The sequence below is a fragment of the Bradyrhizobium sp. Mp19 genome, assembly GCF_029952935.1.
Classification (GTDB): domain Bacteria; phylum Pseudomonadota; class Alphaproteobacteria; order Rhizobiales; family Xanthobacteraceae; genus Bradyrhizobium; species Bradyrhizobium elkanii.
The window spans coordinates 25,195-43,555 of record NZ_JASAUT010000005.1; the positions used below are offsets into that span (position 1 = coordinate 25,195).

The window sequence follows — 18,361 nt, forward strand, 5'->3', positions numbered from 1 at the left end:
ATTGGAATCCGTCGGCTGTCGAGTGACTGTACACGACGTACCTGTACATGCCCCTCATTGAAGCATGCGCTAGAAAATCTGCGACCGCTCGATTGCAAAAGGGGAATCGACCCGCCACCCCTTTCGTGAGTAGGCGGCCTCGGCGGAAAATCCGCCCTACTCAAAATCCTACTCACACAGAGGCGTCACATTGCGCCCAATACCGCTACATCTCGTGCAGGGAGCGGAATCGAGCCACCGACAGGTTGGGCGTAGGAATTCTGGTGCCCAGGGGCGGCATCGAACCATCCGGCTTCGCCCTTCGGGCTACGCCGGGACGAGCGTCTGCGTGGAGGGATGGCTGGCTACGATCGCATCGGGGGGAATGGCGCGCCATTCAGAATAAAAATGCGAACTCATATGTTATTGAAGTAACTATATAATTTAAGGCGTCAGCGCATGAGCCGCGTGCTCGGATATCTGCAGCAGTCCACTCGCGAGAGGCCGGATACATTCATGCAACTGAAATCGTCACCCACGACGTCACGACACCATGCATGGACGGGGCGGACCACACATGCCGTCCGGACCATGGCGTCGGCCAGCTACCGCTTCAGCCGTGTTCTCGTCCTCCAGCGTCTTCAGCCGCTTGGCCTCCGACACCTCCATCCCGCCGAACTTCGCTCTTCATGTGTAGATGCTGGCGTCGCTGACGCCATGCTTGCGGCAGATCGGCGGCCGAAACGTCGGCCTCATGCTCTTTCAAAATTCCGATGATCTGCTCTTCCGAAAGGCGGCTACGCCTCCGTGGTCGGTCCTCGAGTGGCGCGTCATCACTGCAGTCCGCGTCGTAGCGTCGCATCATTCCGAACATTCTTGCCAAACCCCTGCGCAAGACTTTGACTTGTTCCAATAAAAAAGAGGCCGATCCGCAAAGGATCGCTATTTCAAAGGGGAGGAGGCAGCCATGACCAAATCAAACAAGGGCAGCACTTCGAGCCGCCGCGGCTTTCTCAAGGTCGCTGCTGTGGGGGCCGCCGCGACGGTAGCCGCGCCGAGCGTCGTCAGCGCCCAGGGGCCGATCAGCATGCGCTGGCAAAGTACCTGGCCGTCAAAGGACATTTTCCACGAATATGCGCTCGACTACGCCAAGAAGGTCAACGACATGACCGGCGGCGAGCTCAAGATCGAAGTGCTGCCGGCAGGCGCTGTCGTGCCCGCCTTCGGGCTGCTCGATGCCGTCTCCAAGGGTGTGCTCGACGGCGGCCATGGCGTGCTGGTCTATCACTACGGCAAGCAGACGGCGCTGGCGCTCTGGGGCTCGGGACCGGGCTTCGCGATGGACGCCAACATGCTGCTGGCCTGGCACCGCTATGGCGGCGGCAAGGAGTTGCTCGCAAAACTTTATGAATCGATCGGCGCCAATGTCGTCTCGTTCCCCTACGGTCCGATGCCGACCCAGCCGTTCGGCTGGTTCAAGAAGCCGATCACCAAGCCCGACGACGTCAAGGGACTGAAGTTTCGCACCGTCGGAATCTCCATCGACGTGTACTCAGGGATGGGCGCAGCCGTGAACGCGCTGCCCGGCGGCGAAATCGTGGCTGCCATGGACCGCGGCCTCTTGGACGCGGCGGAATTCAACAACGCCACCTCGGACCGCGTGCTCGGCTTCCCCGACGTCTCCAAGGTCTGCATGCTGCAAAGCTATCACCAGAACGCCGAGCAGTTCGAGATCACGTTCAACAAGGACAAGTACAACGCGCTGCCGGAGAAGATGAAGGCGATCATCGCCAACGCGGTGGACGCGGCTTCGGCCGATATGTCGTGGAAGGCGATCGACCGCTACTCCAAGGACTACGTCGAGTTGCAGACCAAGGACAACGTCAAGTTCTACAAGACGCCCGACGCCATCCTGAAGCAGCAGCTCGAGATCTATGATGGCGTGGTGAAGAAGAAGGCGGCGGAAAATCCCCTGTTCAAGGAGATCGTGCAGTCGCAGATCGAGTTCGCCAAGCGCGCGACGCAGTGGGAGCAGGACACGGTGGTGAGCCGCCGCATGGCCTACGATCACTATTTCGGGCCAAACGCCGCGGCCAAGAAACTCTGATGGCGAGATAAAGCCCGCAAGGCGCCGGCCGCCCCCGACGGTGCCCTGTGCTATGTTGGGATCGTTTCTTATGCCGAACCGTATCACATGAGCGTACAGCGTTTGCTGCACACGATCGACGGCATCTCCACCTGGGTCGGCAAGGCGACCGCCTGGCTGATGATCGTCCTGATGAGCGTCGTCTGCATCGAGGTGTTCAAGCGTTATGCCGTGAACATGCCGACGGCATGGATCTTCGACGCCGAGAACATGCTGTATGGGTCGCTGTTCATGTTGTGCGGCGCCTATACGCTGGCGCAGAACGCCCATGTCCGGGGCGACTTCCTGTACTCCTCGATGCGCCCGCGCACGCAGGCCGCGCTCGACCTCGTTCTCTACTTCGTCTTCTTCATCCCGGGCATCGCCGCGCTGATCTATGCCGGCTACTTCTACGCCGCGGACTCCTGGCACATCAACGAGCATTCCAACGTCACGGCGGACGGCCCGCCGGTCTACCACTTCAAGACCGTCATCCCGATCGCGGGCGCGCTGATCATGCTGCAGGGCATCGGCGAGATCATCCGCTGCATCGTGTGCCTGAAGACCGGCGAATGGCCGAGCCGGCTTGCCGACGTCGCCGAGACCGACGTCATCGGGGAGCAGCTCGCGCACTCTGAATTCGTGGACGAGGAATCGCGCAAGCTCGCCATCGAGGGCGCCGCGCGCATCGATGAAATGGCGCGGCAGCGCGGCATGGGCGGGGACCTGAACACATGAGCGATCCCGCGCTCGGCCTGTTGATGCTGACGCTCATCGTCGTCGTCATCATGATGGGCTTTGCCACGGCGTTTACGCTGATGGGCCTTGGCATGTTCTTCGGCTTCATCGCCTTCTACGACCCGTCGCAGAATTGGACGCACAACAAGGTTTTCGAGCTGATGGTCCAGCGCACCTACGGCGCGATGACCAACGACGTGCTGATCTCCATCCCGTTGTTCGTGCTGATGGGCTATGTGATGGAGCGCGGCGCCCTCGTCGACAAGATGTTCTATTCGATCCAGCTCGCCTTCCGCCGCCTGCCCGCCTCGCTCGCGGTTGCGACCCTGATCGTGTGCACGTTCTGGGGCATCGCCTCCGGGCTCGTCGGCGCGGTGGTGGTGCTGATGGGCGTGATCGCCTTCAACCCGATGCTGCGCGCCGGTTATGACGTGAAGCTCGCTTCCGGCGTCATCACCGCGGGCGGCACGCTCGGCATCCTGATCCCGCCTTCGGTGATGATCATCGTCTATGCCGCGGTCGCCGGCCAGTCCGTGGTCAAGCTCTATGCGGCGGCGATGCTTCCCGGCTTCTTCCTGGCGTTCCTTTACCTCGTCTATGTCGTGGGCTGGGCGATGATCAACCCGAAGATCGCCCCGCCGCTGCCGGAGGAACAGACCCGCGTCAACGTGCCCGAATGGATCAGAAATTTCGCGACGCTGTATTCGCCGAACCTGTTCGTCGGCTTGTTCAAGGCACTGCTCTCGCCCGCAAAGGCGAAGACGCTCCGGATCGACGGCAAGCCGATGGGCTATGGCGCGATCGTGCAGAACTTCCTCATTTCGCTGGTGCCGTTCCTGATGACCGCAGCCGCGCTTGGCACGGTCTGGTGGTACGTCGTGATCCACCAGCAGCCCGGCGCCGCGAGCGGAGCCGTCGAAGGCCTGCAGCAGCTCGGCAGCCCGGTCGAGCCGAGGGAGCTGTCGGCCGCCGAAAAGGGACCGGACACCCAGTTCTACATCTGGTTCGCGATATCGGCCGCCGTGCTGGCTGCGTGGACGGCGCGCTCTTACTTGCGCATGGACGGCGAACGTTTCGAAGTGTTGAAGCTCTTGACGTCGTCGGTGATGCCGCTCGGCATCCTCACCGTCGTGGTACTGGGGGTGATCCTGTTCGGCATCACGACCGCGACCGAGTCCGCCGGCGTCGGCGCCGCTGGCGCCTTCATCCTCGCTTTCCACGCCCGCACGCTCGACTGGAAGCGCACCAAGGAAGCGGTGTTCCTGACCGCAAAGACGACCGCGATGGTGTGCTGGCTGTTCGTCGGCTCGGCGCTGTTCTCGGCGGTGTTCGCCATTCTCGGCGGTCAGGCGCTGCTGGAAAGCTGGGTGCTTTCGCTCGACATGACGCCCGTGCAGTTCATGATCTTGTCGCAGGTGATCATCTTCGTGCTGGGCTGGCCGCTCGAATGGACCGAGATTATCATCATCTTTGTGCCGATCTTCCTGCCGATGCTGAAGCACTTCAACATCGATCCGATCCTTTGGGGCACGCTGGTGTTCGTGAACTTGCAGGCCGCGTTCCTGTCTCCGCCTGTCGCGATGTCGGCGTTCTATCTCAAGGGCGTCGCCCCGAAGCACGTTACGCTGAACCAGATCTTCGCCGGCATGATGCCCTACATGCTGATCGTGATCCTGTGCATGGTGATCATGTATCTCTGGCCGGGCATGACGCTGTGGCTGCCGAACTATCTGTACGCGGGTTGAGGCGCAGCGGGGAGCACCGGGCGCTTGTCAAACGGAAATGGTGCCCAGGGGCGGGATCGAACCATCCGGCTCCGCCCTCCGGGCTACGCCGGGACGAGCGCCTGCATGGAGCGATCGCTGATTACGGTAGCATCAAGGGTGATGGTGCCCAGGGGCGGGATCGAACCACCGACACTGCGATTTTCAGTCGCATGCTCTACCAACTGAGCTACCTGGGCATACCCGCGGGGCCGAAAAGGCCGGAGCGAGCGGGCGGTTTATAGAGAGGTCGGAGCGTCGTGTCCACCCGGCTTCGCGAAACGCTTCGCCGGGCGCGGCCCGCCCGGCACTCTTTCCCCAACTTGTTGGGAAATCTTGGCTATTCCGGGTCTTCCGCGTCGTCCTCGCGGCCGGGAACGACATAGCGGCCGGTCAGCCAGCGGTTGAGGTCGACGTCGCGGCAGCGCGGCGAGCAGAACGGGCGGAAGGCCTGCTCGACAGGCTTGCCGCAGATCGGGCAGGCGCGCGGGGTGGCAGAAGGTATGGCCTTGGGCGTTCGGGCTTGGTCAGTCATCGCTGGGACGAAGTCTATATCATCTGGCAATTGCGGAGGCGGCCGCATGTTCCGCTGCGCTCCCTCTCGGCTTGCGGGTAGGGCAATCGCATATGCGTCTTCGCCGGCCGCGCAGGTGCTTGGCCTCGTGGCTCGAGACGGCGACCTCGCCCGCAAGCGCAGGGCGATAGCCTCGGAGCGTAGGGCGTCTCCGCGATTTCTGGATAATGGAAGAATGCCGCTGATTTGCCCGACGAGTCAAGCTGCCGTGGCGAACGCCGGCAGCCGCCGGCACCTTTGCATGGGGTTGTTTTCGATATTTTGGCAGCGCACCCCTGCGGCAAGCTATCGCGTCCGGCTATCGGCCTCGTTCCATAGCCCAGCCATGACGATGTGGAGCAGTTGGGCTGGGGGTCTCACCGCGAGTCGCTCAGGAGGAAAAAGCCCCCGCCCGTATCGCATCTTCGATGCGATACGACCTCCCTCGCGAGCGAGAGAGGTAGACTGCCGTCGCCGCACGAAAGTGGATACCTCACACCGCGACGGAGTTGAGCCAGCCGTGGCGGATCGGAAAGCCCTCGCCGCCGAGCAAGGTCACGGTCTCGTAGAGCGGCAGGCCGACCACATTGGTGTAGGAGCCGACCATCTTGACCACGAACGATCCGGCAATCCCCTGCACGGCGTAGCCGCCGGCTTTGCCGCGCCATTCGCCGGAGCCGATATAGGCCTGGATGTCGTCCTCGCTGAGCCGCTTGAAGCGCACGCGCGTTTCGACCAGGCGCTGGCGGAATGCCTCGCGCGGGGTCACCACGCAGATCGCGGTGTAGACGCGGTGATTGCGGCCCGACAGCAGCCGCAGGCACTGCGCGGCCTCGTCGACCAGATTGGCCTTGGGCAGGATGCGGCGGCCGACCGCCACCACGGTGTCGGCGGCAATGATGAAGGAGCCGCGCAGGTCATCGTCAAGATGCACCGATTTTAGCGCCGCGTCGGCCTTGGCGCGCGCCAGGCGGTTGGCGCAGGCGCGCGGCAACTCGCCCCGCCGCGGGGTCTCGTCGACATCGGCCGGGCGCAGCGCATCGGGCTCGATGCCGGCCTGGTTGAGCAGGGCCAGCCGCCGCGGCGAACCGGAAGCAAGAACGAATTTGGGACGGCCTAGCATGCGGGCTTTTGGGCTGAATCGGGGGGACGGACGCGGGCGGAACCTATCGGATGGGGCATGGATGCACAACCTTGGAACCGGCCGCGAATCGCGCCCCCGCCTGGAGACAAGGCCCCATAAGCACAGCTGTTTGTCAGTCTGGCGACAAGCGGCGGTTCTGCGAATCGGAACACGCTGGTCCCGTCACCTCACGGAGCCTCACAGGTTTGCCGCGCCGGCCTTGGCAAAGCGGCGGCGGATGCGCAGCAACAGACCGTCGCAGACCTCGCGATAGGCGGCCAGCTTCTGCTCGCGCGAGCCCTCGGTGCCGGTCGGATCGACGGTGGGCCAGTATTCGACGTCGGCCGCGAGCGTGCGGGTGAGGTCGAGCGCCTTGTGATGGGCTTCGGGAGCCAACGTGATGATGAGATCGAAGTTCAGCCCCTCCCAATCCTCGAGTTCCTCGAAGGTTTGCGGCTTGTGGCTGGAAATGTCCTGGCCGAGTTCGGCCATTACCGAGACGGCGAACGGATCGAGCTCACCCTTCCTCACCCCGGCCGAGCGCACATAGAGACCCTGCGGAAACATCTGCTGCAGCAGGTTTTCGGCCATCGGCGACCGCACGCTGTTCAGGCCGCATGCGAACAGCACGGCCTGGGGGTTGCGCGCGCGCGGCGCTTCCATGCGATCAGGCTTTTTTCGATCGGGGTACGCCCCCGTCAATCATCGCGTCACCGATCATGCGCCTCTTCTTCTGGCGCATAATCTGATCCGAAAACCGGTATCCACTTTTCGGGATCATGCGCCTTCACCCTTCCAGTGCAGCACAGTGATCAGCGTGAACAGCCGCCGCGCGGTCTCGAAATCGACGCGCACCTTGCCCTTGAGCCGCTCCTGCAGCGTGCGCGAGCCCTCGTCATGGATGCCGCGGCGGCCCATGTCGATCGCCTCGATCTTGTCCGGCGTCGCGGTCCGGATCGCCTGATAGTAGCTGTCGCAGATCATGAAGTAGTCCTTCACGACGCGGCGGAACGGGGTCAGCGACAACAGATGCGCGACCACCGGCGCGCCGTCCTCCTTGCGGATATCGAACATCAGCCGGTTGCCGGTGATCGCGATATGCAGGGTGTAGGGCCCCGGCCCGGCGGCGCCCTCGGGCGCGAACAGGTTCTGCTCGATCAAATCGTAGATCGCGATCGCGCGCTCATGCTCGATATCGGGCCCGGAACGGCCGATCGATTCCTCGTCGAGCGTCACCGCGACGATGCGATTGTTGGAATCCTCGTCGTCTGGCGGCTTGTTCATGAGAGGTTGAGGCGCAATCCGACGGAACGTGAATGGGCATCGAGACCCTCGGCCTGGCCGAGCGTCATCGCGGCGGGCCCGAGCGCACGCAACTGATCCGGCCCGCACCGCAGGATCGAGGTTCGCTTCATGAAGTCAAGCACCCCGAGGCCCGACGAGAACCGCGCCGAGCGCGCGGTCGGCAGCACATGGTTGGAGCCGCCGACATAATCGCCGATCGCCTCCGGGGTATGGGCCCCGAGGAAGATCGCCCCGGCGTTACGGACCTTGTTCGACAGGCCCTCGGCGTCCGCGGTCATGATCTCGAGATGCTCGGCCGCGATCGCATTGGCGAGCTCGACGGCGTCGTCGAGTTTTGCCACCTTGATCACGGCACCGAAATCGTTCCACGAGGTGCGGGCGATCTCGGCGCGCGGCAAGGTCGCCAGCTGCGCCTCGACCGCGCGCTCGACGTCGGCGGCGAGCCGTGCACTGTCGGTGATCAGGATCGACTGCGCGCTGACGTCATGCTCGGCCTGCGCCAGGAGATCGGCCGCGATCCAGTCGGCATTGCCGGTGTCGTCGGCGATGACAAGCACCTCGGAGGGACCGGCGATCATGTCGATGCCGACCTTGCCGAATACCAGCCGTTTTGCCGCGGCGACATAGGCGTTGCCGGGGCCGACGATCTTGGCGACCGGCGCGATCGTCGCGGTGCCGTAGGCCAGCGCCGCCACCGCCTGGGCGCCGCCGACGCGGTAGATTTCCGAGACGCCGCCGAGATGGGCGGCCGCGAGCACCAGCGGGTTGAGCTTGCCGTCCGGCGCCGGCACCACCATCACCACGCGCGGCACGCCGGCGACCTTGGCCGGCACCGCATTCATCAATACTGAGGACGGATAGGCCGCGGTACCGCCGGGCACATAGAGCCCGACCGCATCGACCGCGCTCCAGCGCCAGCCGAGCTCGACGCCGGCGGCGTCGGTGAAGCGCTCGTCCTTCGGCAACTGGCGGCGGTGGAAGGTCTCGATCCGGTCGCGCGCGAACCTCAGGGCGTCGACGGTCTTGGGGTCGCAGGCCGCAACCGCGGCGTCGATCTCGGCTGCCGTAATGCGCAGGCCTGCCGCGTCGATATCGAGCCGGTCGAACTTTTTGGTCGCCTCGAGCAGCGCCGCATCGCCGCGGGCCGCCACGTCGTCGACGATCGCGCGGGTGGCGCGCTCGACGTCGGCCGACACCTCGCGCTTGGCCGCCAGGAAATCGCGGAATCGCTGCTCGAAATCGGCGCTCTGTCGGTCCAGGCGAACGGGCATGACGGCTTTCTTAGGAGGAATTCGGGTCCCTGCTCAATGGCGCGGCGGATAATGGCCGTCAACCCTTGGGGGAAGTCATTCCGGGATGGTCCGAAGGACCGGACCCGGAATCTCGAGATTCCGGGCTCGGTCCGGAGCCTGTCATCGGGCCGCGCTTTGCGCGGACCCGTTGGGAACGCCCCGGAATGACCTGCCCAATTACCCCGGCGCCATCCCGAGGTCGTCTGCCCCAAGATCGGTCAATTCGCACTCCAGGCACTCGACATCCAGCCGCAGCGCCCCGCCATGGCCGAACATCAGGAGCGCACTGCCGCCCGGCGGGTCGGAGGCATAGAACTCGATCCCGAGCAGTTCCAGGGTGGCTTCCGGGGCCTCCAGGTCGATATTGCGCGACTTGCATGCCAGCACCCGGTCGAACCTCAGCGCGGCGATCAGCCGGCGCGAGCAGGTGCCGCCCGACAGGGTCTGCTCCCAGTCCAGCCGGTTCAGGCCGACCACGAGGCGTTTCTCGTCCTGGCGCCAGACGATGTCGGAGGGCTGGACGCGGGCGTCCTGCACATGGGCCGAGATAACCGCGAGGTCATCAGCATCGAGGGCGATCAGTTTCAGCGGCGCGGGAGGGGACATGACGGTGGTTATAACGCCTCGCGGCCCGGGAGGTACCAAGAGACCTGGCGAAATCGCCGCTCGAGGGAACCGGCCACCGCGCTTCAGAGGCGATTGATGTCCTCGCTCTCCAGCACCGGCCTGGGGTAGCCGTCGCGGGCGACCTTCCGCATGGCGCGGCCGAGCTGTTCCGATGTCGTCATGTAGCTCGGGGCGACCCGCACCAGAAAGGAAAGCAGCGGCGAGGTCGCGACATAGATCGCCTGCACCCAGCCGGTCTTGGAGCGGACGCCATGCAGCGGCTGGATCCCGGCGGGCCGGAACATGTAGGCGGCCTTGAACGGCAGCTTGAGCAAATCGTTCTCGGTCTTGCCCTTCACGCGCGCCCACATCAACGGGCCGCGCTCGGTGGAATCGGTGCTGCGCCCCGTGACATAGGTGAACACCATGCCGGCATTGAGCCGCGCCAGCACCGTCGCCGCGGCCAGCGTGATGTCGTAGGTGAGATGGCGGTAGCGTGCCTCGTCCATGCCGATCGAGGAGACGCCGAGGCAGAAGAAGCAGGCGTCGTAGCCGGCAAGCTGCGGTTCGATCGCGCTGTAATCGACGAAATCGTCGTGGATCAACTCGACAAGCTTGGCATCGCGCTGCCCGGTCGGACTGCGCCCAACCGCGAGCACGCGCTCGACACCGGGATCGAGCAGGCATTCGCGCAGCACGCCCTGCCCGACCATGCCGGTCGCGCCGAACAGGATGACCTTCATCTCGATTGCCCCGCTGCCGCCCGATCCGTTCAGGCGGCGGTTGCGACCTGATCAAACGATACACCGGTCAGCGCCACCGAGATATCCCATAGCCGCTGCCCTACCGCGGTGTCCCTGGCCTGCGGCATGATGCGCGCCGGCGCAGGTGGGCCCTTCAACTCGTAGAACCCGTTGGGGCCGTAATAGCCGCCCGGCTGGGCCGCGGCTGAGGTCGCCGCGAACAGCGTCGGCAATGCGCCCGCCGCCGCGGAGTGGCTCATGATCGGCTGCAAATATCGACCGAACCGCCACGACAGGCTGTCGGTGCCGGGACCGTTCGGGATCAACTCGGTGCGCGCGTAGCCGGGATGCGCGGCATTGCTCATCAGTCCCCAGCCGTTGATCGCACTGCGACGCTGCAATTCGAGCGCGAACATCAGCATCGCAAGCTTCGACTGACAGTAGGCGCGCCATGGCGCGTAGGAACGGCGGGCCTGCAGATCGTCGAAATTGATGACGCCGGAGCGATGCGCAAGGCTGGAAAGATTGACGACGCGGGTCTGGTGGCCGCGGCGGAGCTGCGGCAACAGCAGCGCGGTCAATGCATAGTGGCCGAGATAGTTGGTGCCGAACTGCATCTCGAACTCGTCAGCGGTGACCTGCCGCTTCGGCAGCAACATCACCGCGGCATTGTTGATCAGGAGATCGAGCGCGTTATGCGTGGCGGCGAAGCGCCCGGCGAAATCGGCAACCGATGCGAGGTTCGCGAGGTCGAGCGTTTCATAGGTCACCGCGGCATCGGGAAGCTGCGCGCGGATCCGCGCCAGCGCGTCCTGCCCCTTGGCGCCGTTGCGGCCGGTGAGCGCGACATTGGCGCCTGCGCGCGCCAGTTCCAGCGCGGTCTCGTAGCCGAGTCCGCCGGTAGCGCCCGTGATCACGGCGATCCTGCCGCCCTGCCGCGGAATGTCTGCAGTGCTCCAGCCGGTCATGCTTATATCTCCTTGCGACACGATTCGGGTTTCTCGTCGGGTTCTTGCGGGTCCAGCCGCATCCGACGAAATGTGCACTAAGTGCATTTTTGCAATGGGTGAAAAATTGCAACGTCCGGCGCCCGCGCGCAAACCGGCCAGGAAATCGGCCAAGAAACCGGTCAAGTCGATGCAATCCAAAGCGAATCGCCCGCCGCCGGCGGCGGGCCTGCGTGCACGCAAGCGGCAGGAGACCCGGGAGCGGCTGACCAAGGCGGCGATGATGCTGTTTCTCGAGCGCGGCTTCGAGGCGACCACGCTCGACGACATCGTCGCCGCCGCCGACGTCTCGCGCCGCACTTTCTTTCACTATTTCGCCTCGAAGGAAGACGTGGTGCTGGCCTGGCAGGAGGACGGTACCGCGGCACTGATCGCAGCCGTTGCGGCGCGCCCGGCCACTGAATCCATGCTGCAGGCCGCCGAGAACGCCATCGCCGACATGGTCAAGCAGATCGACCCGCGCGAGGCGGTCGCGCTAGCGCGGCTGAAGCGCGACAATCCAGCGCTGCAAGCGCGCGATCAGGCCAAATATGAAAGGCTTGAGCGTGAGCTCGCCAACGCGTTGCTCAAGCGCGCCAACCACAAGAACGACCGGATGAAAGCCCGGCTGGTCGCGATGATCACGACCGGCGCGATGCGCGTCGGCAGCGAGCTCTGGGCCGACGATGGCGCCCGCGAGAAGCCGGACCTGGTCGCCAAGCGCCTGTTCGCAGCGATCCGCGCGATTTTCGAGTGAGCCAGCCGATCACGGCGCTTCTGAAACATAGTCCTCGTAAGGCGAGCGCATGCTTCGGACTCCTCCCCCTTGTGGGGAGAGGAGTAAGCCACCGGGCGAGGTGGATTGAGGCTGCGCAATGTTGAGACGCGCGGCGCAGAGCACAGCCTCTCTCACCTTCAGCCCTTGATGAACGCCAGCAGGTCGGCGTTGATCGTCTCGGCTTCGGTGGTCGGCATGCCGTGCGGAAAACCCTTATAGGTCTTCAGCGTGCCGTTCTTCAGAAGCTTGGCCGAGAGCGGGGCGGAGTCGGCGTAGGGCACGATCTGGTCGTCGTCGCCATGCATCACCAGTACCGGCACGTTGATCTTCTTCAGATCCTCGGTGAAGTCGGTCTGCGAGAACGCGACGATGCCGTCGTAATGCGCCTTGGCGCCGCCCATCATGCCCTGCCGCCACCAGTTCTGGATCACGGCTTCCGACGATTTTGCGCCGGGCCGGTTGTAGCCGTAGAACGGCCCGGCCGGCAGGTCGCGGTAGAATTGCGAGCGATTGGCGGCGAGCTGGGCCTGCAAGCCGTCGAACACCGACTTCGGCAGGCCGCCGGGATTGTTCGCCGTCTGCACCATCAACGGCGGCACCGCGCTCAGGATCGCCGCCTTCGCCACCCGGCTCTCGCCGTGGCGCGCAATGTAGTGCACCACCTCGCCGCCGCCGGTGGAATGGCCGACATGGACGGCGTTCTTCAGGTCGAGATGCGCGGTGACGGAAGCGAGGTCGTCGGCGTAGTGATCCATGTCATGACCGTCGGCGACCTGGGCGGAGCGGCCGTGGCCGCGGCGGTCGTGGGCGACGACGCGAAAGCCGCGCCCCACGAAGAACAGCATCTGCGCGTCCCAGTCGTCCGACGACAGCGGCCAGCCATGGCTGAACACGATCGGCTGCCCCGAACCCCAATCCTTGTAGAAGATCTCGACGCCGTCTTTGGTGGTGATGGTGGGCATTGGAAGCACTCCTTCAGCTGATCGTCATTCCGGACACGCCAGGCGTGAACGAACCTTGGGCGACGGCACATCGCGGACACGCCACCGCACCTCATCTTCTATGCTGCGCGTCGCCTCGAAATGAGGTCATTCGCCCCGGATCAGGCGAACGTGACCGGCCTGAAGCGGCGCCAGGCGCCGATGATCACCACGGCGAAGAACACCAGCACGATGCCCTGCACCGCCGCAAACACCGGCCCGGACGGCGGGTTCGGCGGCACGGCCGGCGCCAGCGCCTGCAGCGCCGGCACCTTGAGGAAGCTCTGGATGACCAGCACGAAGACGTTGAGATAGAGCGAGACCATCGCAGTCACGATATAGATCGGACGCCAGGCGCCCTTGAGCTGCATCGCATAGAGCGCAATGCAGGCGATCGCGAGCAGCACCAGCGAAAGCCCGCCGATGATATGCGACGGCAGCAGCTTCTCGGTCACCAAAGGCGGGATCACGAATCCGGTGGCGCTGGTGAGGATCGTGAGCGCGAGGAAGATCGCGGTCAGCCCCGGCATCGCGCGCGAGCCGAGCAGCCCGAACATCACGAGCACGCCGGCGACGATTGCAATCAGGCTGATAATGACGTGCACGAGCACCAATGTCGTCATGTGGCGCACTCCCCGTTGAGACCCGCGTGCGAGGTTACGATGCGTGACGGAAAATTGCTACATGCTTCGATGGCAGGACGGCCGACATCTCATCAAAAATTGCCGGCGCCGGTGACTGCTGAAAATTTTCGCACATCTGTCACACGATGCGGCACGTGCGCCGTGCGAGAAGCCTCATCAATCATAGCGCGGGATCGGTCCGTTATGCGGCGTCTTGCGCTTCGACAGGTCGAAGAGCACCTCGTCGACATAGCACCAGCCCCAGCCTTCCGGCGGATCGTAGCCCTCGATCACGGGATGGCCGGTGGCGTGGAAATGCGCCGTCGCATGCCGGTTCGGCGAGTCGTCGCAGCAGCCGACATGGCCGCAAGTGCGGCAGATGCGCAAATGCAGCCAGCGGCTGCCGCTCTTCAGGCATTCCTCGCAGCCGAGCGCGCTCGGCATGACGTCCTGAATGCCGGCGATATGGGTGCAGCCTTTTGTCATTCGCGACCTCTTACCTTGTGCGCCTCTTCAACCCGTCATCCCAGCGACAAAGGCGAAGCCTTTGCGCGGGGATGACGGGGAAACGTTTGCGTTTGCCGCATCAATCGTACTTACAGCGACGGACTGCCCGCGTCGGCGAGATAGCCGTGCAGGGCGGCGACGACCTGCGCGCCCTCGCCGATCGCGCCGCCGACGCGCTTGACCGATCCGGAGCGGACGTCGCCGACCGCGAACACGCCGGGCACCGTGGTCTCCAGCAGCGGCACGGCGCGCGCGCCCTCGCCGGTCTGCACGCCGGTCATCACGAAGCCGCCGCGGTCGACCTGCACCCCGCAGCCCTCGAGCCAGCCGGTCGCCGGATCGGCGCCGACAAACAAAAAGAGATTGCGGATATCCATGGTGAACTCGTCCGGCGCGAGCCGGCTGCGCCAGCGCACCCGCTGCAGCGTCTCCGCGCCGTCGAGTCCGATCACCTCGGTATTGAACATCAATTCGATGTTCGGCGTCGCCTCGATGCGCTCGATCAAATAGCGCGACATGCTGGCCCCGAGCCCGCCGCCGCGGATCATCATGTTGACCCTGCGGGCATGCGCCGACAAGTACACCGCCGCCTGCCCCGCGGAGTTGCCGCCGCCGACCAGCACGACATCCTGGTTGGCGCAGAGCCGCGCCTCGATCGGCGATGCCCAGTACCAGACGCCGCGGCCTTCAAAGGCATCGAGATTGTCGATCTCGGGCCGTCGATAGCGCGCCCCGCTGGCGACCACCACGGATTTCGCGCGCAGCGTATGCCCGCACGCGGTGTCGAGCACGAATGCGCCGGACGCTTTCGTGCAGTCGAGCGATTTGATCGAGACCGGGATCAGCATTTCGGCGCCGAATTTCTGCGCCTGGTTGAAGGCCCGTCCGGCCAGCGCCTGGCCGGAGATCCCGGTGGGAAAGCCCAGATAGTTTTCGATGCGCATGCTGGCGCCGGCCTGGCCGCCGAAGGCGCGGGAATCGAACACCGCGACCGACAGGCCTTCCGACGCCGCATAGACCGCGGTGGCAAGCCCGGCCGGGCCGCTGCCGACCACGGCGACATCGTAGAGTTTTTCATGCGCGCTGTTGCCGATCATGCCGAGCGCCATCGCAAGCGCCGTCTCGGACGGATTGCGCAGCACCGTGCCGTTGGGACAGACCACCAGCGGCAGCTCGGCGCGCGTCGGCGAATAGCGCGCGACGAGGTCGGCGGCATCCTTGTCGGTCTCGGGGTCGAGGAAGTGGTGCGGCTGGCCATTGCGCGCCAAGAAATTCTGCAGCGACGCCATGTTGCCGACCGAGGCGGGGCCGATCAGCACCGGCCCGCCGGCGCCGCCCTGGATCAGGCTGACGCGGCGCAGGATCAGCGCGCGCATGATGCGTTCGCCGAGATCGGCCTCCGCAACCAAAAGCGCGCGCAGCCGGTCGGGCGGCAGCAGCAGCGTCTCGACCACCCCATCGGCATGGCCGTCGACCAGCGCCGGGCGGCCGGAGAGCTGGCCGATCTCGGCGAGAAACTGGCCCGGTCCCTGGTCGATGATCGGCGCGACATGGCCGAGGCCGTCGCGCTGGGTGATCGACACATTGCCCGACAGCACCACGAACATGCCGGGCCCGGGCTTGCCGGTCTCGAACAGTGCCTCGCCGTCCTGGTATGCGCGCGGCTCGCCGAAGCGGCGCATCCGTTCGATCTCGTGCGCGGTCAGGGTCGGAAAAGTCTGCTCATGGCGCGGGAAGGCGTAGGCGGTTGCGCTCAGCCGATCGATCGTCGTCTCATCTACAGCCATATCGGCGACCCGCTTCCTAATAACAATGCGCACGAACCGGGTTAACGGCGCGGCTCGTTTCCGCCGGCGTCATCTAGCGAGCCATCGGCTGGTTCGGAAGCCACATCCTCGCGACCGCGCGCCTGCGATTTCCGTCGCTTCAGATTTTCGCGCAGCGCCAGCTTGAGACGATCCTGTCGTGAATCCTTCGCGCGGGCTCCGGCCTGCCCGCTGCCCTTGTCCTGATCGCCTGTCATTGCAAAACTCTCGAACCGCCGCCGCCCGGGCGCGAGGCGAGCATAGCCAATGGCGGATGCCCGCGCACCCTGCCCGGTCGGCCAGTTGCGGCGATATGATTCGGCGGCAAGCGCGGATCGGGATAGTTTCGGAGAGATCGGGAACCCAATCCGGCCGAAATCGGCCGAATTGGCCGAAATCATCGGCGAGGCCGTCGATTTCTGCCGATTTCGAGGGCGACAGGGACGCTGTTTCGCTTGCGCGAAAGGGAGGCCTGTGGCAAGAACCGCCCGCTTGGACGGGCCCTTGGGGCCGATTCAATTTTTCCCGGGCATGCTGCCGTAGCTCAGTGGTAGAGCACTCCATTGGTAATGGAGAGGTCGACAGTTCAATCCTGTCTGGCAGCACCAGGATCTTCGCAAACGATGGCAGTCGTAGGCACGCGGTGCACCCGCGTGCGCTGGATCAATGCGCCAGCAGCACGCCCGCCCCGCCGATCGTCAGCACGACGTAGAACGCGAACACACTGCCGACCCATTTCCAATCGATCTGATCGTGTTCGGGGCTGAGGCCTTCGATGATGCCGTGCATGATGGTTTCCTTCAGAAGCGTTTTCGAGCGAAGCGGGTACCGGTTCGCGTGATGAAAACGCGTCAAAACAAGAATCCAGGGCCCCGTTCCGATTCAATCGGAACGGAAAAAGCTCTAGAAGTCGCATGCGCGGTGTATAGCCCGCACCTCGAGCACGTCATGTGACTCACTTCACATTTGCCATCGCGGAGCGGACCCAGCGTGACCGGCCCAGAACTGAAGAAATTGCGCGAACATCTCGGTGAGGCGCTCGGCCGCGAGCTGACGGCGGCTGACATGGCGAAGCTGTGCGGGCTGTCGGCCGCCGGCGGCGCCGAGAAGCTGCGCAGGTGGGAAGTCACCGGCCCGACCCCGAAGGTTGCCGCCCTGCTGCGCGTGCTGGCGATGGCGAGCGAGCACTATCCGATCCTGGAGAAGTTCGACGTGTTCGATCGCCACGACGTTCCGGTCAGGGATCGCGCCGCGCGCCGCCAGGCGTTCCGCGAGCAGATGCGCGACGATGTGCGCAAGCGACTGGCCTAGCCGACGGCTTGGTTAACGGGAAATGCGCGCCGCGCGCACCGCGTTAAGCCTTGCTTCATTCCACCTTAAGCGTTCGTTAGGCACAACAAAACGTTTCGCCGCAAAGGCTGCGACTTAACGCTCCGAGCAGCGTTCGGGTGACTGCATTTTATTCAAATGCGGTCTAACCCATCCGCGATGGATGGCGCCATTCACGCTGCGCCTCATGACTTGCCCGGAGACTGCCCCCATGAAGACGTTCCTGCTCGCAACCGCAGCCGCCGCGGCTGCCGTCGCTGCCTTTGGCGCGACCGCCAACGCCGCCGATTTCAACCGTGGCTACTATCAGAAGGCGCCCGCGCCTGTTTACGCCGCGCCGCTCTACAACTGGACCGGCTTCTATCTCGGCGGCCATCTCGGCGGCGTGTTCTCCCAGAACAACAACTTCAACGGCCTCGCGCTGTCGGACTCCGACGCCCGCTTCATGGGCGGCGTGCAGGCCGGCTACGACTGGCAGCTGTCGCCGATGTGGGTGATCGGCGTCGAAGGCCAGTATTCCTGGGTCGGCGGCCATCAGCTCAATGCGATCTTCCCGGGCGGCTACGTCTACAACAACAACCAGCGCGGCATCGGCTCGATCACCGGCCGCGTCGGCTACACCTGGGGCCCGGGCCTGATCTATGTGAAGGGCGGTTACGCCTATTCCGACAACAACGAAACGGTGACGCTCGGCGGCGCGCCGGTCGGCTTCACGCTCAGCGACAACCACAGCAACGGCTGGACCATCGGCGGCGGCGCCGAATACATGTTCGCGCCGAACTGGTCGGCCAAGGTCGAGTACCAATACTACGACTTCGGCGACAGCCGCTTCACCGCGCCGGGTGCGCTGGTGCCGGTCGGCAGCTTCCACAATGACGAGCATACGGTGAAGGCGGGCCTCAACTACCGCTTCAATCTCGGCAACCTCGGCGGCCCCGCCTACGGCCGCTACTGAGAATACTGCCCACAACCGATAGTGGAAAAGGCCGGCTCACGCCGGCCTTTTTTGCGTCCGATCACGTGCATCGATTCCGCACAGCGAACCAGGACGGCGCTACGGCGTGGCCGCCCTGAAAAATCCCGCAGATCGTCGCAATTTTCCCGATTTTGTTAACCGGCCGCACCG

20 protein-coding genes, 2 tRNA genes and 1 pseudogene are annotated in these 18,361 nt (G+C 64.7%); 7 read left to right on the forward strand and 16 right to left on the reverse strand.

Translation table 11 applies throughout. The features are described from left to right. Positions 1-587: 587 nt before the first annotated feature. A pseudogene (locus QJT82_RS08110) lies at positions 588-841 on the reverse strand (transposase); the annotation flags it as partial. A gap of 105 nt (positions 842-946) precedes the next feature. Here QJT82_RS08110 and QJT82_RS08115 point away from each other — a divergent pair. From QJT82_RS08115 to QJT82_RS08125, 3 genes are all read left to right on the forward strand, one after another. Next, positions 947-2,086 carry a TRAP transporter substrate-binding protein gene (locus tag QJT82_RS08115; RefSeq protein ID WP_028338925.1) on the forward strand — a complete coding sequence of 380 codons (1,140 nt, stop codon included), beginning with the start codon at positions 947-949 and terminating at the stop codon, positions 2,084-2,086. 87 nt (positions 2,087-2,173) lie between these two features. Next, positions 2,174-2,842 carry a TRAP transporter small permease subunit gene (locus tag QJT82_RS08120; protein WP_035630999.1) on the forward strand — a complete coding sequence of 223 codons (669 nt, stop codon included), beginning with the start codon at positions 2,174-2,176 and terminating at the stop codon, positions 2,840-2,842. Then, positions 2,839-4,587, forward strand: a complete 1,749-nt coding sequence (locus tag QJT82_RS08125) for a TRAP transporter large permease subunit (RefSeq protein ID WP_028338927.1) — start codon at positions 2,839-2,841, stop codon at positions 4,585-4,587. The genes QJT82_RS08120 and QJT82_RS08125 overlap by 4 nt, the downstream gene beginning before the upstream one ends. Before the next feature lie 142 nt (positions 4,588-4,729). On the opposite strand, the gene QJT82_RS08130 is transcribed toward QJT82_RS08125, so the two are convergent. The 9 genes from QJT82_RS08130 to QJT82_RS08170 form a co-directional block, all read right to left on the reverse strand. Continuing rightward, positions 4,730-4,805: transfer RNA gene (locus QJT82_RS08130), tRNA-Phe, on the reverse strand. A gap of 140 nt (positions 4,806-4,945) precedes the next feature. Further along, positions 4,946-5,140 (reverse strand): DNA gyrase inhibitor YacG, encoded by a 195-nt coding sequence (gene yacG / locus QJT82_RS08135; protein ID WP_028338928.1) that lies wholly within the window; start codon positions 5,138-5,140, stop codon positions 4,946-4,948. Positions 5,141-5,651: 511 nt separating this feature from the next. After that, on the reverse strand, positions 5,652-6,281 hold the full coding sequence (locus QJT82_RS08140; protein ID WP_018269043.1) for a Maf-like protein: 630 nt from the start codon (positions 6,279-6,281) through the stop codon (positions 5,652-5,654). 198 nt (positions 6,282-6,479) lie between these two features. Further along, a complete protein-coding gene (locus QJT82_RS08145) occupies positions 6,480-6,944 on the reverse strand; it encodes a low molecular weight phosphatase family protein (protein ID WP_028338929.1) in 465 nt (154 codons plus the stop codon). A 114-nt stretch (positions 6,945-7,058) separates the two neighbouring features. Next, positions 7,059-7,565, reverse strand: a complete 507-nt coding sequence (locus tag QJT82_RS08150) for a UPF0262 family protein (protein WP_016841326.1) — start codon at positions 7,563-7,565, stop codon at positions 7,059-7,061. Then, entirely contained in the window at positions 7,562-8,857 is a 1,296-nt protein-coding gene (gene hisD / locus QJT82_RS08155) for a histidinol dehydrogenase (protein WP_028338930.1), read from the reverse strand. Before hisD ends, QJT82_RS08150 begins: the two co-directional genes overlap by 4 nt. A 198-nt stretch (positions 8,858-9,055) precedes the next feature. Next, positions 9,056-9,484 (reverse strand): DUF2948 family protein, encoded by a 429-nt coding sequence (locus QJT82_RS08160; protein WP_028338931.1) that lies wholly within the window; start codon positions 9,482-9,484, stop codon positions 9,056-9,058. Between the two features lie 83 nt (positions 9,485-9,567). Continuing rightward, entirely contained in the window at positions 9,568-10,227 is a 660-nt protein-coding gene (locus tag QJT82_RS08165) for an epimerase (RefSeq protein ID WP_028338932.1), read from the reverse strand. A 29-nt stretch (positions 10,228-10,256) separates the two neighbouring features. Continuing rightward, positions 10,257-11,195, reverse strand: a complete 939-nt coding sequence (locus QJT82_RS08170; RefSeq protein ID WP_028338933.1) for an SDR family oxidoreductase — start codon at positions 11,193-11,195, stop codon at positions 10,257-10,259. 169 nt (positions 11,196-11,364) lie between these two features. Here QJT82_RS08170 and QJT82_RS08175 point away from each other — a divergent pair, with 169 nt between their 5' ends. After that, positions 11,365-11,970: a TetR family transcriptional regulator gene (locus QJT82_RS08175; protein WP_245288637.1), complete on the forward strand. Its 606-nt coding sequence runs from the start codon at positions 11,365-11,367 to the stop codon at positions 11,968-11,970. Between the two features lie 158 nt (positions 11,971-12,128). Here the strand turns inward: QJT82_RS08175 and QJT82_RS08180 are convergent, their stop codons facing one another. From QJT82_RS08180 to QJT82_RS45605, 5 genes are all read right to left on the reverse strand, one after another. Next, a complete protein-coding gene (locus QJT82_RS08180; protein WP_028338935.1) occupies positions 12,129-12,953 on the reverse strand; it encodes an alpha/beta hydrolase in 825 nt (274 codons plus the stop codon). A 140-nt stretch (positions 12,954-13,093) separates the two neighbouring features. Further along, positions 13,094-13,594 (reverse strand): hypothetical protein, encoded by a 501-nt coding sequence (locus QJT82_RS08185; RefSeq protein ID WP_035631002.1) that lies wholly within the window; start codon positions 13,592-13,594, stop codon positions 13,094-13,096. A 177-nt stretch (positions 13,595-13,771) separates the two neighbouring features. Further along, positions 13,772-14,080, reverse strand: a complete 309-nt coding sequence (locus QJT82_RS08190) for a UBP-type zinc finger domain-containing protein (protein ID WP_028338937.1) — start codon at positions 14,078-14,080, stop codon at positions 13,772-13,774. 110 nt (positions 14,081-14,190) lie between these two features. Beyond that, positions 14,191-15,888 carry a cyclic nucleotide-binding domain-containing thioredoxin-disulfide reductase gene (locus QJT82_RS08195; RefSeq protein WP_051447721.1) on the reverse strand — a complete coding sequence of 566 codons (1,698 nt, stop codon included), beginning with the start codon at positions 15,886-15,888 and terminating at the stop codon, positions 14,191-14,193. Between the two features lie 41 nt (positions 15,889-15,929). After that, positions 15,930-16,307, reverse strand: a complete 378-nt coding sequence (locus QJT82_RS45605; protein WP_338132166.1) for a hypothetical protein — start codon at positions 16,305-16,307, stop codon at positions 15,930-15,932. Positions 16,308-16,439: 132 nt separating this feature from the next. Here QJT82_RS45605 and QJT82_RS08205 point away from each other — a divergent pair. Further along, positions 16,440-16,514, forward strand: a tRNA-Thr gene (locus tag QJT82_RS08205). Positions 16,515-16,569: 55 nt separating this feature from the next. Here the strand turns inward: QJT82_RS08205 and QJT82_RS08210 are convergent. Further along, positions 16,570-16,695 carry a hypothetical protein gene (locus tag QJT82_RS08210; protein WP_259245041.1) on the reverse strand — a complete coding sequence of 42 codons (126 nt, stop codon included), beginning with the start codon at positions 16,693-16,695 and terminating at the stop codon, positions 16,570-16,572. Positions 16,696-16,896: 201 nt separating this feature from the next. Here QJT82_RS08210 and QJT82_RS08215 point away from each other — a divergent pair, with 201 nt between their 5' ends. After that, entirely contained in the window at positions 16,897-17,217 is a 321-nt protein-coding gene (locus tag QJT82_RS08215) for a hypothetical protein (protein ID WP_028338941.1), read from the forward strand. Between the two features lie 229 nt (positions 17,218-17,446). Further along, positions 17,447-18,190: an outer membrane beta-barrel protein gene (locus QJT82_RS08220; protein ID WP_028338942.1), complete on the forward strand. Its 744-nt coding sequence runs from the start codon at positions 17,447-17,449 to the stop codon at positions 18,188-18,190. Positions 18,191-18,361 lie beyond the last annotated feature (171 nt).